16 protein-coding genes are annotated in these 13,795 nt (G+C 66.7%); 11 read left to right on the top strand and 5 right to left on the bottom strand.

What is annotated here, in order from left to right; genetic code table 11:
* Positions 1-43: 43 nt before the first annotated feature.
* The 3 genes from ACV229_RS23135 to ACV229_RS23125 all read left to right on the top strand — a co-directional run bounded on the left by ACV229_RS23135 (position 44) and on the right by ACV229_RS23125 (position 2,735).
* A complete protein-coding gene (locus ACV229_RS23135; RefSeq protein WP_448085429.1) occupies positions 44-841 on the top strand; it encodes an AraC family transcriptional regulator in 798 nt (265 codons plus the stop codon).
* A gap of 260 nt (positions 842-1,101) precedes the next feature.
* Positions 1,102-2,019 (top strand): DMT family transporter, encoded by a 918-nt coding sequence (locus ACV229_RS23130; RefSeq protein WP_448085428.1) that lies wholly within the window; start codon positions 1,102-1,104, stop codon positions 2,017-2,019.
* Positions 2,020-2,162: 143 nt separating this feature from the next.
* A complete protein-coding gene (locus tag ACV229_RS23125) occupies positions 2,163-2,735 on the top strand; it encodes a permease (protein ID WP_448085427.1) in 573 nt (190 codons plus the stop codon).
* Between the two features lie 116 nt (positions 2,736-2,851).
* Here ACV229_RS23125 and ACV229_RS23120 read toward each other — a convergent pair whose 3' ends face one another.
* Positions 2,852-2,986, bottom strand: coding sequence for an entericidin A/B family lipoprotein (locus ACV229_RS23120; RefSeq protein ID WP_029226154.1), 135 nt, complete (start codon positions 2,984-2,986; stop codon positions 2,852-2,854).
* 242 nt (positions 2,987-3,228) lie between these two features.
* Here ACV229_RS23120 and ACV229_RS23115 point away from each other — a divergent pair, with 242 nt between their 5' ends.
* Positions 3,229-4,524: an aspartate carbamoyltransferase gene (locus ACV229_RS23115; RefSeq protein ID WP_448085426.1), complete on the top strand. Its 1,296-nt coding sequence runs from the start codon at positions 3,229-3,231 to the stop codon at positions 4,522-4,524.
* Positions 4,525-4,656: 132 nt separating this feature from the next.
* Here the strand turns inward: ACV229_RS23115 and ACV229_RS23110 are convergent, their stop codons facing one another.
* A complete protein-coding gene (locus ACV229_RS23110) occupies positions 4,657-5,076 on the bottom strand; it encodes a PIN domain-containing protein (protein ID WP_448085425.1) in 420 nt (139 codons plus the stop codon).
* Entirely contained in the window at positions 5,073-5,312 is a 240-nt protein-coding gene (locus ACV229_RS23105; RefSeq protein ID WP_448085424.1) for a FitA-like ribbon-helix-helix domain-containing protein, read from the bottom strand. The genes ACV229_RS23110 and ACV229_RS23105 overlap by 4 nt, the downstream gene beginning before the upstream one ends.
* Before the next feature lie 321 nt (positions 5,313-5,633).
* Here ACV229_RS23105 and ACV229_RS23100 point away from each other — a divergent pair, with 321 nt between their 5' ends.
* From ACV229_RS23100 to ACV229_RS23090, 3 genes are read left to right on the top strand one after another with little or no spacing between them, the layout of a single operon-like run.
* The gene (locus tag ACV229_RS23100) at positions 5,634-7,877 is read left to right on the top strand and encodes a TonB-dependent receptor (protein ID WP_448085423.1); all 2,244 of its coding nucleotides are present in this window, start codon (positions 5,634-5,636) and stop codon (positions 7,875-7,877) included.
* 3 nt (positions 7,878-7,880) lie between these two features.
* Positions 7,881-8,636, top strand: a complete 756-nt coding sequence (locus ACV229_RS23095) for a tetratricopeptide repeat protein (RefSeq protein WP_448085422.1) — start codon at positions 7,881-7,883, stop codon at positions 8,634-8,636.
* Complete coding sequence (locus tag ACV229_RS23090; RefSeq protein WP_448085421.1) at positions 8,633-9,316, top strand: Fe2+-dependent dioxygenase; 684 nt, start codon at positions 8,633-8,635, stop codon at positions 9,314-9,316. Before ACV229_RS23095 ends, ACV229_RS23090 begins: the two co-directional genes overlap by 4 nt.
* An 81-nt stretch (positions 9,317-9,397) precedes the next feature.
* Here ACV229_RS23090 and ACV229_RS23085 read toward each other — a convergent pair whose 3' ends face one another.
* On the bottom strand, positions 9,398-9,820 hold the full coding sequence (locus ACV229_RS23085; protein ID WP_448085420.1) for an ACT domain-containing protein: 423 nt from the start codon (positions 9,818-9,820) through the stop codon (positions 9,398-9,400).
* A 171-nt stretch (positions 9,821-9,991) separates the two neighbouring features.
* On the opposite strand from ACV229_RS23085, the gene ACV229_RS23080 reads away from it, so the two are divergent.
* The 4 genes from ACV229_RS23080 (at position 9,992) to ACV229_RS23065 (ending at position 12,823) form a co-directional block, all read left to right on the top strand.
* A complete protein-coding gene (locus ACV229_RS23080) occupies positions 9,992-10,582 on the top strand; it encodes a nucleotidyltransferase family protein (RefSeq protein WP_448085419.1) in 591 nt (196 codons plus the stop codon).
* 107 nt (positions 10,583-10,689) lie between these two features.
* Positions 10,690-10,836 (top strand): hypothetical protein, encoded by a 147-nt coding sequence (locus tag ACV229_RS23075; RefSeq protein WP_448085418.1) that lies wholly within the window; start codon positions 10,690-10,692, stop codon positions 10,834-10,836.
* A 70-nt stretch (positions 10,837-10,906) separates the two neighbouring features.
* Complete coding sequence (locus tag ACV229_RS23070; RefSeq protein WP_448085417.1) at positions 10,907-11,170, top strand: hypothetical protein; 264 nt, start codon at positions 10,907-10,909, stop codon at positions 11,168-11,170.
* Between the two features lie 99 nt (positions 11,171-11,269).
* Positions 11,270-12,823, top strand: a complete 1,554-nt coding sequence (locus tag ACV229_RS23065; RefSeq protein ID WP_448085416.1) for a methyl-accepting chemotaxis protein — start codon at positions 11,270-11,272, stop codon at positions 12,821-12,823.
* Between the two features lie 100 nt (positions 12,824-12,923).
* Here the strand turns inward: ACV229_RS23065 and ACV229_RS23060 are convergent, their stop codons facing one another.
* A complete protein-coding gene (locus ACV229_RS23060) occupies positions 12,924-13,595 on the bottom strand; it encodes a LuxR C-terminal-related transcriptional regulator (RefSeq protein WP_448085415.1) in 672 nt (223 codons plus the stop codon).
* Positions 13,596-13,795: the final 200 nt, after the last annotated feature.

Here is a 13,795-nt window from a genome sequence, read left to right as displayed (position 1 = left end):
AGTGCGTGTGATCCACGCCAGTGCCGGCGTGCGAGGAGCGCGCATGCATCGTGTCACCCACTACCGCCGTACAAGCGAAGGCATCGAGGCGATCAGCCTCGATTCAGATCGCGCGTTCCCGCGCCATGCGCACGACGAATTCGGCGTCGGCGTGATCGTCAGCGGCGCGCACCGGTCGTGGAGCGGCCGTGGGCAGGTCGACGCGCTGGCCGGCGACGCGATCATGGTCAATCCGGGCGAAATGCACGACGGCGCGCCGCTCGGCACGCACGCGCAGCGGAGCTGGCGGATGCTGTACCTCGCGCCGGCGCTCGTCTTCGGCGTCGCGGCCGACGAAGGGCTCGGCGGCGTCGAGCTCGCGCATCCGGCCGTGCGCGATGCGCGGCTGGCTGCGGCCGTGGGCCGGCTGTACGCACGCGTCGTCGGCGGCGACGATACGACGCTCGCGCGCGACGAAGCGCTCGTGACGCTCGTCGCGGGGCTGCTGGCGCGGCATGCGAACCGCGTGCTGCCGCAGTCGGGCGTCGCGCCAGCGATCCACGCGGCGCGTGAACGGCTCGATGCGGCGCCCGCCGCGCCGGTGTCGCTCGCCGAACTCGCGAATTTGAGCGGCGTGAGCCGCTTCCAGCTGCTGCGCGGCTTCGCGCGCGAAGTCGGCATCACGCCGCATGCTTACCTGATCCAGTCGCGCACGCGGCTCGCGCGCACGCTGCTCGCGAGCGGCCGGCCGATCGTGGATGCGGCGGCCGAGGCGGGCTTCGCCGACCAGAGCCACCTGACGCGGGCGTTTGCGCGGCAGTTCGGCATCACGCCCGGGCAGTTCGCGCAGGCGAGGCGGTAGCCGGCGAAGGATCCGCCGGGTCCGCCGGATCGGATCGGATCGGGTCGGGTCGGGTCGGGTCGGGTCGGGTCGGGTCGGGTCGGGTCGGGTCGGGTCGGGATCTGATCGCTACTGCCGCCCGCTGGTTCGTTCCTGCGTCTCTCTTACCCGCTCGCTGCCCTCGCCGCCCTTCCTCACTGCGGCTCCGCCCCGATCGCATCCCTCTCACCCTGCAATTTCATTCAAGACGCATGCCCCGTCACCGCGCGACGATGCGCGGCATGAAGACACGACTGATCGGCTACCTCTACCTCGCCGCCGCGATGACCGGCGTCGGCAGCACCGTCATCGCGAGCCGCATCGCCGCCGACGGATTGCCGCCGTTTACGGCGACCGCGCTGCGCTTCCTGATCGCAACGCCGCTGCTGTTCGCATTGATGCGCATGCAGCGGGTGCGCTGGCCGCGGCTCTCGCTGCGCGACTGGGTCCTGCTCGTCGTGCAGGCCGCCGCGGGCGGCGTCGGCTATACGGTGCTGCTGATCTCCGGTACGCGGCTGTCGTCGCCGCTCGAAGCGGGCGTGATGCTCGGCACGCTGCCGGCCATGTCGACGCTGATCGCGGCGGTCGTGCTGCGCGAACGGCAGACGCCGCGCGACTGGGCGGCCGCCGCGCTCGCGACGTCCGGCGTGCTGTTCGTCACGTTCACGCCCGGCCACGCGCTGCCGTCGCTGCAGACGCTCGCCGGCAACGTGCTGGTGCTGGCCGCCGTCGGATGCGAAGCCGTGTTCATCCTGCTCAACCGCCGGCTCGCCGCACCACTCGCCCCGCTTGCGCTGTCGACGGCGATGTCCGGCCTCGGCTTCGTGCTCGCACTGGTTCCGGCCGCATTCGAATGGCATGCGGCCACCGCAGGCTGGACGACAGGCGCGGCCGCGGCGATCGCGTACTACGCGCTGGTGCCGACCGTGCTCGGCTACCTGGCCTGGTACGCCGGTTCGGCGCGCACGAGCGGCACCGAGGCCGCACTGTTCACCGCGATCGCACCCGTGTCGGCCGTGCTGTTCGCTGTCGCCCTGTTCGGCGAGACGCTGAACGCGACACGGCTTGCCGGCATCGCGCTCGTCATTGCCGGCATGCTGGTCGGCGCCACGCGACGGCGCGCCGCCACTTCGCGCGCGGCGGGCGCGCAATCGGCATAAGCGCCGCCTGACCGGACGAATCGCGCTCGCCACATCGTGCGAGCGCTGTAGGAATGTGTCCGTCCGGCGCAAATCCGTTGCGTGCGCTGTCGCAAGATGCAATATTCGCGTCTTCCGACACGCCGAAAACAATCCCAACATCCATGAACAGGAAAGAAGCCAAAACGACCATCGAGGTCATGCTGTCGTCCGGCTCGAAGAAAGGCGACGTGCTTGCCGCGCTCTCCGGGCAAGGCATCAAGGATCGCGTGCTGGCGAACCTGATCGCGTCCCGCCCCGACCCGGAACGTTGCCGGCGCAACAAGCTGCACGTCGGCATTCTGGTCGCGCTCGGGATCCTTCAACTGCTGTTCAGTCTGTGGATCGCTTATTCGCTCGTCGCCGATGCCGCCTCGACCGGGCCGCTCGACGGGGCCGGCACGGCGATCGTCGCGCTGTTCCTCGCAATCACGGTGTCGCTGTCGCTGCTGTTCATCTGGGGGTTCGCGACGTACCGGGTCGCCGTCTACCACGCGTATATCGTGCTGCTGATCGTCCAGATACCCAAGCTGATCGGGCGCCTGTCAACGGATCCCGCCGGTTCGCTGGGCGGGATCGTGATCTCGATCGCGCTCGTGGCTTACATCTACTTCGTCCGCAACCGGCTGTTTCCCGATTTCGTGTGGTTCTCGCCGCGCAAGGCGGGCGGCCAATACGTGTTCGCGGATCGCGGCTGACTTGGCCGCGTCCGCGCCGCACTCGCCACAAACGAAAAGCGCCGTGCTGACCCGCTCTTGCGGGAACAGCACGGCGCTCGTCGCGTCTCGTCGAGGTCGCGGCTAACGTCGGCGGCTTACTTCGCCTTTTCAGCCGTATCGCTGATCGCCTGTCCGCCCTTCGAAATATCCTGGCCCACGCCAGCAATCGTGTTGCAACCAGCAAGCGCGGCGGTCACCACCAGCAGCATTGCAGCAATCGTACGCGTCATTTTCCATCTCCTTCGCGTCAGTGAGCCCGAGCGGGCGAATGGTAAGCCATCTGCGGCAAGGCGCCCTGCGGTACGCAGGACACGGGGCCCGATCTGATTATACGGAGAGCGCCGGCGCGCGCCAGTCCGGACCGGACAGATGTCGCAAGCCTCGGCTCCACCATCGGCGCAAGTTTTCCTTGACTTCGTCCCGCTTCGAACTAATATACGCACCGCGTATATTTTCCCGCGAGGTACCGCCGATGACCGTTCCGCAGCAAGCCTTCCTCCGCGACGCGATGCGCCGCCTCAACATGACCCGCGAAACCTTCGCGAACCGCATCGGCGTCAGCCGGCGCGCGCTGGATACATGGCTGCTGCCCGACGATTCGCAGGAGTCGCGCGGGATGCCGGAAATCGTCGAGCGCTTCGTGTCGGAGATCGTCGACCGATCCGCGCCGGAAGGCGGCGACTATACGCAAAGCGTAGATCAACAAGGACTCGCGAAGCAGTTCCTGTTCGAAGGCAAGCCGCAGTTGCTGTCGGTCGACCAGTTCTCGCGGGATTCGGTCGAGGCGTTGTTCCGCGTCGCCGATGTGATGCAGCCGATCGCGCGGCGCCGCAAGATTTCGCGCGTGCTGGAAGGCGCGGTGCTCGGCAACCTGTTCTTCGAGGCCAGCACGCGCACCCGCGTGTCGTTCGGTGCGGCGTTCTGCCGGCTCGGCGGCTCGGTGTGCGACACGACCGGCTTCACGTTCTCGTCGATGGCGAAGGGCGAATCGATCTACGACACGAGCCGCGTGATGTCCGGCTATGTCGATGCGCTGGTGATCCGCCATCCCGAAAAAGGCTCGGTCGCCGAATTCGCGCGCGCGACCAATCTGCCGGTGATCAACGGCGGCGACGGTCCGGGCGAGCATCCGAGCCAGGCGCTGCTCGACCTGTACACGATCCAGCGGGAATTCTCGCGGCTCGGCAAGATCGTCGACGGCGCGCACATCGCGCTCGTCGGCGACCTCAAGTACGGCCGCACCGTGCATTCGCTCGTCAAGCTGCTCGCGCTGTACCGCGGGCTCAAGTTCACGCTCGTATCGCCGCCGGCGCTCGAGATGCCTGCGTACATCGTCGACCAGATCTCGACGAACGGCCACGTGATCGAACAGACGCACGACCTCGCCGCCGGCCTGAAGGGCGCGGATGTCGTCTACGCGACGCGGATCCAGAAGGAGCGCTTCACCGACGAATCGTTCGAAGGCTATACGCCCGATTTCCAGATCAACCAGGCGCTCGTCGATGCCGTCTGCGGGCCCGACACGCTGATCATGCACCCGCTGCCGCGCGACAGCCGACCGGGTGCGAACGACCTGTCGGTCGACCTGAACCGCGACCCGCGCCTCGCGATCTTCCGGCAGACCGACAACGGGATTCCGGTGCGGATGGCGATCTTTGCGGTGCTGCTCGGCGTCGAGAACCTCGTGCAGCACTCGATGCGCGACGCGACGTGGCGTCCGCCCGCGTATCTCGGGCCGGAGGACGCAGTGTTTCACGGGATTGATTGACGGGAGAGAAACGCCGCGCCCGGGAAGCCGCCGCTCCGGTCCGGACACACGCGCACCTCAGACAGAGCGCCGCGCCCGACGGCGCTCTTTTTACATCTGTCGGCGGGCGATGCAACCACCAGCGACCGTGGGCTACGCGCCCCACGGATTGATGACCCGAAGGCCCGCGGCCTCGAACGGAGCGTTGTCGCGCGTCGCGACGATCAAGCCGTTCGCCTCGGCAGTGGCGGCAATATAGCCGTCTGCGGGCGCAATCGCGCTGCCCGCCCCACGGGCCCGCGCACGAATGCTCGCATAGGCTTTGCTCGCTGCCTCATCGAAAGGCAAGATCCGGCCTCGAAACAGCGGCACGACACGTTGCTCGATGCTTTGATGCAACCAGTCTCGCCGCCGCCCTTCGGGCAACGCCGCCACACCGAATCTCAACTCGCCGAGACTGATCGCGGCAAGAAACAACGTTTCGACATTTTGTGCGTCGAGCCACTCCATCACGGCCTCACACGGCTCAGGGCGCAACGGCTCGGAAATTACGTTCGTATCAACAAGGATCATTCGAAGCTCATCGGCTCAGTTGGCGTCTTGTCACGCTGGACGTCGAGATCGACGCCCCCTGCCTCCCGCCCGATTTCCGCCAACAGCGTTCCCAGCTTGATACGTCCTTCCGGACGAACCGCTTGCTCGAGAATGTCACGCACTTCCGCCTCCGTACTGCGCCCATGCTTGGCCGCACGAATTCGGAGGGCGCGATGCACTTCATCAGGCAAATTTCGGACGGTTATCACTGGCATGATGCACTCCATCAAAATGCTTTCAATGCATTCATTCTAGCATTTTGCTATCAAGTGAGCACGCACCATGACTCGATCACTCTAGCCCCTCTGCCGATCGCGTCCCACTCAGCCACTTGGCTAGCGATGCACACCGGCCACCCCGTCAACCCATCCGAAACATTCGTCAACACTTCCTCGCAAATGCGAACAAGAACGCTTCTCATTCAATAAGAAATTACATAGAATGCCACCTGAAAACAAATCGTAATAATTCCCGGCAGCATCAACGTTCTTGCAGCGATCGCTCCCGGGGCCACACCAGACGAGGTCGAAGCGCTCATGAAGTCCCGCCCTGACGAGTTGAAGCTCGGTAAGTTCACCACCCTGTGCAGCGTGCTCGCCGCGAGCCCGGCGTTCGCCGACGGCGCGCCGCCGCCCGCCCCCGCAAGCAGCAACGGCCATCTCGCGCCGATCGAGATCAAGGGCCGCGCCGAGCAAAGCTACAAGGCCGACTTCTCCGCATCGGCGAAATTCACCGCGCCGCTCGTCGACACGCCGAAATCCGTCACCGTCATCCCGCAGGAACTGATCCGGAACAGCGGCGCATCGACGCTGACCGAAGCGCTGCGCACCACTCCCGGCATCACGTTCGGCGCCGGAGAAGGCGGCAACCCGCTCGGCGACCGGCCGTTCATCCGCGGCTACGACACGCAGGGCAGCATCTTCGTCGACGGAATGCGCGACACCGGCGCGACCACCCGCGAAATCTTCAACACCGAGCGCATCGAGATCACGAAAGGCTCGGACGGCGCTTACGGCGGCCGCGGCGGCGCGGGCGGCAGCGTCAACATCATCACGAAGGCCCCGCACCTCGGCACGACGGCCGCCGCGAGCGCGGGCTTCGGCACCGACCGCTACCGCCGCTTCACGGCCGACGGCAACTGGCAGTTCGCCGATCACGCGGCATTCCGACTGAACCTGATGAGCCACAACAACGACGTCGCCGGCCGCGACGCCGTCAACAACGAGCGCTGGGGCGTCGCGCCGTCGATCGCGTTCGGCCTCGGCACGTCGACCCGCGTCACCGCGAGCTACTACCACCTGTCCACCGACGACATGCCCGACGGCGGCATCCCGTACTTCTACACGACGTCGAACAAGCCCGCGAACGTCGACACGATCTTTCCGGCACCGGTCGACCGTCACAATTTCTACGGCCTGATCGACCGCGACTTCCGCAAGACGACGTCGGACATCAGCACGCTGAAGATCGAGCACGACATCACGCCGTCGCTGACGATCCGCAACACGACGCGCTATACGGAATCGACGCAGGACTACATCTGGACGCAGCCGGACGACAGCCAGGGCAACGTGATCAACGGCAAGGTCTGGCGCCGCAACAACAACCGCGACAGCTCGATCAACAGCATCGCGAACCTGACCGAGCTGTTCGGCGAATTTCGCACGGGCCCGTTCAAGCACAGCTTCACGACCGGCGTCGAACTCACGCGCGAATGGGGCAAGCGCGACACGTACACCGTCGCGACGGATACCGGCAAGATCTGCCAGAACGGCATCGGCGCGGCATCGGGCTACAACTGCACGAGCCTGTGGTCGCCGAACCCCAACGATCCGTGGTCCGGCTCGATCACGCGCAACAACGACTACGCGCATGCGCGCACCGTCACGAAATCGATCTACGGCTTCGACACGATCGAGCTGACGCCGCGCTGGCTGGTGAACGCCGGCGTGCGCGTCGACGACTATTCGACGCGCTTCACCGACACCAAGGCAAACGGCGGCAAGACCTACACGCGCGACGACACGCTGTTCAACTGGCAGCTCGGCCTCGTGTTCGAGCCGGCGCAGAACGGCAGCATCTACGCGTCGTATGCGACGTCGTCGACGCCGGCCGGCATGCTGCTCGGCGAAGGCAGCGAGTCGCAGTCGCTGACCCCGGGGCGCGGCGGCGTCGGCCCGAACGCCGACCAGATGTCGCCGGAAAAGAACCGCAGCATCGAGCTCGGCACGAAGTGGAACGTGCTGAACGACAAGCTCGCGCTGACGGCCGCGCTGTTCCAGATCGATACGACGAACGCGCGCGTGACGCTGCCGAACAACCAGTACGCGATGGTCGGCAACAAGCGCGTGCAGGGTCTCGAGCTCGGCGTCGCGGGCCAGATCACGAAGCAGTGGCAGGTGTTCGGCGGCTACACGTACATGAAGAGCGCGTTGCGCGACAACGGCAAGGACGCGGCGAACGACGGCCACCCGTTCCCGAACACGCCGAAGCACAGCTTCACGATGTGGACCAACTACGACGTGACGCCGAAGTTCACGGTCGGCGGCGGCGCGTTCTACATGTCGCAGGTATTCGGCGACCCCGCGAACCTGCGTGCCGTGCCGTCGTACTGGCGCTTCGACGCGATGGCGCAGTACCGGATCAACAAGAAGCTCGACCTGCAGCTGAACGTGAACAACCTGTTCAACCGCACGTACTTCGACCAGGCGTATCCGGCGCACTACGCGTCGATCGCGCCGGGCCGCTCGGCGTTCGTCACGCTGAACGCGCGCTACTGATCGATGGCGACCGTGTCGCTGAAGGCGCTCGCGTCGGTGTCGCCGCGCGGGTTCGCCGAGATTCTGGCCGGGCCGCCCGAGCGCGCCGCCGCGTGGGTCGCGGTGGCGGCCGCCAACGGCATCGTCGAAGCGCAGGCCGTGTACGGGCAATACCTGCTCGACGGTCACGGCGTGCCGCGCGATCCGGCGGGTGCATTCACGTGGTTCCGCCATGCCGCGCTGGCGAATCACCCGATGGCGATGAACATGCTCGGCCGCTGCTACGAGTTCGGCTGGGGCACCGCCGCCTGCGCGCCGGTCGCCGTCTACTGGTACCGGCTCGCCGCGCAGGCAGGGCTCGACTGGGGCATGTACAACTACGCGACCGCGCTCGCGCTCGGCAACGGCGTCGACGAGAATCGCGCCGAAGCGCTCGACTGGTTCCGGCGCGCGGCCACGCTCGGCCACGCGAAGTCAATCAACCTGATCGGCGGGTTCTACGAGGACGGCTGGATCGTCGCGGCCGATGCCGACGCGGCATTCGATCACTATCGCCGCGCAGCCGTTGCGGGCGATTTCCGCGGCCAGTTCAACTATGCGCGGCTGCTCGCCGAGCGCGGCCGAATCGACGATGCGCTCGCGTGGATCGCGCGCGTGCCGGCAACCGCGACGCCCGCATTCGTCGCGAAGATGGTCGCGCACCTCGCGGCTTCCCCGCTCGACGCGTTCCGCGCGGCTGCGGCGAAACTGCAGACGAACAATCTGGAATCCATAGCATGATGCTGCATATTCCCGGTGTGCTGACCCGCGCACAGGTCGCACAATGTCGCGAGATCCTCGACCATGCCGAATGGACCGACGGCAACGCGACGTCCGGTGCGCAGTCGGCGCTCGCGAAGCGCAACCGCCAGTTGCCGGAAGGCTCGCCCGCGGCACGCGCGGTCGGCGACGCGATCCAGGATGCGCTTGCGCGCAACGCGCTGTTCTTTTCCGCGGCGCTGCCGCTCAAGGTGTTTCCGCCGCTGTTCAATCGTTATGAAGGCGGCGAAGCGTTCGGCACACATGTCGACAACGCGATCCGGCTGCTGCGCGGCACGGATTTCCGCGTGCGCAGCGACCTGTCCGCGACGCTGTTTCTAGAAGCGCCGGACGCGTATGACGGCGGCGAGCTGTGCGTGGAGGATACGTTCGGCGTGCATCGCGCGAAGCTGCCGGCCGGGGATCTCGTACTTTATCCGGCATCGAGCCTGCACCATGTGACACCTGTCACGCGCGGCGCGCGCGTCGCATCGTTTTTCTGGATCCAGAGCATGGTGCGCGACGATGCCGATCGCACGCTGCTGTTTCAGCTCGATACCCAGATCCAGCAGCTCTCCGCGGACAAAGGCGCACACGACCCGGGCGTCATCGCGCTGACCGGGATCTATCACAACCTGCTGAGACGGTGGGCGGATACGTGAGCCATGTGGCGGGGCCGCGCGACGTCCTGAAACGCGTCCCCCCTTCCGGCCACTGCCAGTCCACCGTCCAGCGCAGCCGCCTTATGCCCGCTGCAGGATGTCTATCGCCTTGTCTGCATCGTCCACCGAATCGACCGCGATATAGGCAATGAACTGGGAACCCATCACGGCGGCCGAGATGCCACGGAGATTGATCGCGCCGTCGGCGAGCATCTGGGTCAATTCCCCGATGATGCCCATTTGATCCAGACCCATTACGCGGACGGAGTGAACGCTCGGGGTGACGCTGAACCCCACCTGCGTGGCCGCGCGAATCACCGCGTCTCCCTGCAGTGGCGCGACAAACACGACGCCCTTGCCCGGCGCCTCCGATGTGCGGCGTGCGACGATGAACTGCAAGTCTGCGCCGGCTTTCCGCAGGGCGTTCAATACTGTCGCGAGGCCGCCCGGCTTGTCCTCGATGGTCGCCGCCCAGACATCGACACGTTCTACGCTCAGTTCCATGGCAGTCCCTCCCACCTGAGAACCCGGATAGAAAAAATCTAGATCACCGCAAGCACGCGAGCAAGGCGCACAGCGCGATCGACCGCCGCGGCCGGCCCGCCGCAATGCGCGCTTGCCCATCCCCGCCCGCTCACGCACAATCGAGGCACCTGCTTTCCTCCGTCCGCGCCGATGACCTATGCCTCACTCGCCACCGGCGTGCTCCTCGCGGCCGGTCTCGGCCAGCGCTTCGACCCGAGCGGCCTGCAAAGCAAGCTGCTCGCACTGCTGCCCGATGGCACGCCGGTCGCGGTCGCCGCTGCCCGGCGGCTCGCGGCGGCCACTGCGGACGTGACCGCCGTCGTCCGCCCCGGCGCCGAAAAACTCGCGATTCTGCTGAACGAAGCCGGCTGCACGGTCATCTTCGCGCCGGACGCCGAGCGCGGGATGGGCGCAAGCCTCGCCGCCGGCGTGCGTGCGAGCCCCGACGCGAGCGGCTGGGTCGTCGCGCTCGGCGACATGCCGTGGATCACGTCGGCCACCTATGAAGCCGTCACCCGTGTGCTCGACACCGACGACACGTCGATCGTCGCGCCCGTCCATCGCGGCATGCGCGGCCATCCGGTCGGATTCGGGTCGCATCATTACGACACACTCGCCGCGCTCGACGGCGACACCGGCGCCCGCGCGCTGTTCGCCCGCGAGCCCGTCACGCTGCTCGACGTCGACGATCCGGGCATCCTGCGCGACGTCGACACACCGGCCGACCTCGCGCGCGGCTGAGGCTGCCGCCAGGCGAATCCCGGTGCAATCGCGCGCCCGATTGCCTATAACGGAACGAGACGCCGGCACACCGCACAGCCGCCGCTCCCCCCTTCCGCGAGCCAGCCATGACCGACCATACGACGCCGCTGCCCGAGCCACCGGCAGACCCGACCCGCGATCCGGAAGGCGATCCGCTGACACCGCCGTCGCCGGGGCACCATCCCGACAATCCGCAGCAACCGGAAGGCCCGCCCAGCAAGGATCCGATCTAGGCGCCGCTCAGCGCCCGGCCCGCAAGCGTCGCCGCACGCACCGGCATGGTGCGGGGCGGATGGCGGGTCGGTGCGCGTGCCGTACGCCTGGCGCGCGAGCGCGATTGCCGCCTCCAACGCCGCTAACGCCTCGACCGTCTATACGGCCTTTACCGCCTTTACCGCCTTTACCGCCTTTACGGCCTTTACGGCCTTTACGGCCTTTACGGGCTCTACCGCCTCTACCGCCTCTACCGCCTTCACCGCCTTCACCGCAAACCTTGCGCCCAACGCAACCATGAGGCGCGAAATCCACATGCGCCGCGCACCCGACGCCGCCATGCGCGCCACATAGGGATTTCCCGCCTACACCCGCGCGCCCCGAGCGCCGTCAAACAGTGATCCCGTCACGCCGCCAGCGGCGCGTTTCTCCGATCGACCGACCAAACCGACCATGCGCAATCTCACCCTGAACCAGAAACTCGCCTCGATGATCGTCATCCTGTGGCTCGGCCTGCTCGTGATCGCCGGGCTCGGCGCATGGCACACGCGCGACGCGATGATCGACGATCGCCGCGACCAGCTCGCGTCGCTGGTCGCGCAGGCCACGAGCGTCGTCGACCACTACTACAAGCTGTCGCAGCAGAACGTGATGTCCGAAGCCGACGCGAAGCAGCGCTCGCTCGATGCCGTCGCCGCGATGCGCCACGGCACCGACGGCTACATCTCGATCAACGATTCGAAGCCGGTGATCGTGATGCATCCGATCAAGACCGAGCTGAACGGCAAGGACGTGTCCGGCTTCACCGACCCGACCGGCAAGCATCTGTTCGTCGAGATCGTGAAGGCCGGCAACCAGGACGGCGGCAAGGGCTTCGTCACCTATCTGTGGCCGAAGCCGGGCGCGGACAAGCCGCAGGACAAGACGAGCGCCGTGCAGCGTTTTGCGCCGTGGGACTGGTATCTGGTGACGGGCATGTACATGAACGACGTGCACACCGCGGTGCTTGAAAGCATCGGCCGCTGGTTCGCGATGACGGCCGTGCTCGGCGCGATCGCGACGCTCGTGATGGTGCTCGTGCTGAAGAGCGTGCGCGCAAATCTCGGCGGCGAGCTCGAGACCGCGCTCGAAGCCGCGCAGCGGATCGCGCAAGGCGACCTGACCGCGCGCGTCGACGTGAAGCAGCACGACCGCGGCAGCCTGCTGCATGCGCTGCACACGATGCAGGGCGGACTGATCGACATGGTATCGCGCGTGCGTATGGGCACCGAGAACATCAACGTCGGCGCGAGCGAAATCGCCGCGGGCAACACGGACCTGTCGCAACGCACCGAGGAACAGGCGGCCGCGCTCGTGCAGACCGCATCGAGCATGGACGAAATGACCGCGAACGTGAAGCACAACGCGGACAGCGCTGCGCAGGCGGCATCCCTTGCCGACCAGGCCGCGCAGGTCGCCACGCGCGGCAGCGCGGTCGTCGACGACGTCGTGCGCACGATGGCCGAGATCACCGACCGCTCTCACAAGATCGGCGACATCATCGGCGTAATCGACGGCATCGCGTTCCAGACCAACATCCTCGCGCTGAACGCGGCCGTCGAAGCCGCGCGCGCGGGCGAACAGGGCCGCGGCTTCGCGGTCGTCGCGGCCGAGGTGCGCTCGCTCGCGCAGCGCTCGGCGACGGCGGCGAAGGAAATCAAGTCGCTGATCGTGTCGTCGAACGAGACCGTCGAGCACGGCGCGACGCTCGTCTCGAACGCGGGCCAGACGATGGCCGAGATCGTGCAGTCGGTGCGGCGCGTGAACGAGATCCTCGACGAGATCAGCCACGCGTCGCGTGAACAGAGCGCGGGGATCGAGCAGGTCAATCGCGCGGTCGGCGAGATGGACCAGGTCACGCAGCAGAACGCGGCGCTCGTCGAACAGGCGGCGGCCGCCGCGCATTCGTTGCGCGACCAGGCGGAAGCGCTGCGGGACGCGGTCACGCGGTTTGCGCTGCCGGCTTGACGCATGCTTGACACGGCTGGCCGCTTCACCGTGGGCGGCGCGCATCGCAGCAACGCGCCGCCCACGCGCGGCGCTCACGCCCGCCGCCCACGCCCGGCACTTACGGCGGCGCCGTTCCGCTACCGTCTGCACCGGCTCGCAACCCGAGACACGCGGCGCGCGTGACCAGCTCGACGTCGTTTGCCGCGCCAAGCTTCTTCATTGCGCTGATCTTCTGCGCGCTGACCGTCTGCTTGCCCTTGTTCAAGCGCTGCGCGATCGCCTTGACCGGGATTCCGGCCAGGTAGAGGCGGATCACTTCGATTTCGCGCGGCGACAGCTTCGGCGCGCCCGCGCTTTCATCGACCGACGCGAGCGCGTGCTTGACCGTCGGCGACAGGTAACTGCCGCCGCCATAGCTCGAATGGATCGACGTGACGATGTGGGCGACGTCGTCGAACTTGCTGACGATGCTCGATGCCCCCCGCGCCAGGATCGAGCGGATCACCACCGGACTCTCGTGCGTGACCAGCACGACCACCCCGACGCCCGGACGCGCAAGCCGCAGAAAATCGAGCAGCTTCAGCGTGTCCATCTGCCCGTCGCCGCGCATCGAGCAATCGATGAGCGCGATGTCGAAGTCGATGTCGCCGACCGATGCAAGCGCTTCGTCGATGCTCCGGTAGACGCCGACCAGATCGATTGCGCAGGCACTGCCTGCAACGTGTTCCATCCCCGCCAGCGTCAACGGCCAGTCATAGGCGAAGACGGTGCGGACACTGAATTTTCCCATACGCATTTCCAATGATTCCGGCGGATCCGGCAGGCTGCATCGGCGCCGCCCTCCGCCTGTCGGGTTCGGCCTTACCGATCAAGCTATTTATAGCTCGATTGATATTCTATGAATCCGCCGGGACGCGAGATATCGGACAGGCACTCAAATGCGCGGCAAAGCGGTGATACGAGTTTGATATTTGGCCGGGCGCCGTGAGA

This window comes from Burkholderia sp. MR1-5-21 (assembly GCF_053427715.1).
This window is presented reverse-complemented; position numbering and strand designations above follow the sequence as displayed.

What these genes read in the sequence shown, in the direction of transcription:
- ACV229_RS23135 (WP_448085429.1), top strand. Translation starts at nt 44, where the DNA reads ATGCATCGTGTCACCCACTACCGCCGTACAAGCGAAGGCATCGAGGCG.
- ACV229_RS23130 (WP_448085428.1), top strand. Translation starts at nt 1,102, where the DNA reads ATGAAGACACGACTGATCGGCTACCTCTACCTCGCCGCCGCGATGACC.
- ACV229_RS23125 (WP_448085427.1), top strand. Translation starts at nt 2,163, where the DNA reads ATGAACAGGAAAGAAGCCAAAACGACCATCGAGGTCATGCTGTCGTCC.
- ACV229_RS23120 (WP_029226154.1), bottom strand. Translation starts at nt 2,986, where the DNA reads ATGACGCGTACGATTGCTGCAATGCTGCTGGTGGTGACCGCCGCGCTT.
- ACV229_RS23115 (WP_448085426.1), top strand. Translation starts at nt 3,229, where the DNA reads ATGACCGTTCCGCAGCAAGCCTTCCTCCGCGACGCGATGCGCCGCCTC.
- ACV229_RS23110 (WP_448085425.1), bottom strand. Translation starts at nt 5,076, where the DNA reads ATGATCCTTGTTGATACGAACGTAATTTCCGAGCCGTTGCGCCCTGAG.
- ACV229_RS23105 (WP_448085424.1), bottom strand. Translation starts at nt 5,312, where the DNA reads ATGCCAGTGATAACCGTCCGAAATTTGCCTGATGAAGTGCATCGCGCC.
- ACV229_RS23100 (WP_448085423.1), top strand. Translation starts at nt 5,634, where the DNA reads ATGAAGTCCCGCCCTGACGAGTTGAAGCTCGGTAAGTTCACCACCCTG.
- ACV229_RS23095 (WP_448085422.1), top strand. Translation starts at nt 7,881, where the DNA reads ATGGCGACCGTGTCGCTGAAGGCGCTCGCGTCGGTGTCGCCGCGCGGG.
- ACV229_RS23090 (WP_448085421.1), top strand. Translation starts at nt 8,633, where the DNA reads ATGATGCTGCATATTCCCGGTGTGCTGACCCGCGCACAGGTCGCACAA.
- ACV229_RS23085 (WP_448085420.1), bottom strand. Translation starts at nt 9,820, where the DNA reads ATGGAACTGAGCGTAGAACGTGTCGATGTCTGGGCGGCGACCATCGAG.
- ACV229_RS23080 (WP_448085419.1), top strand. Translation starts at nt 9,992, where the DNA reads ATGACCTATGCCTCACTCGCCACCGGCGTGCTCCTCGCGGCCGGTCTC.
- ACV229_RS23075 (WP_448085418.1), top strand. Translation starts at nt 10,690, where the DNA reads ATGACCGACCATACGACGCCGCTGCCCGAGCCACCGGCAGACCCGACC.
- ACV229_RS23065 (WP_448085416.1), top strand. Translation starts at nt 11,270, where the DNA reads ATGCGCAATCTCACCCTGAACCAGAAACTCGCCTCGATGATCGTCATC.
- ACV229_RS23060 (WP_448085415.1), bottom strand. Translation starts at nt 13,595, where the DNA reads ATGGGAAAATTCAGTGTCCGCACCGTCTTCGCCTATGACTGGCCGTTG.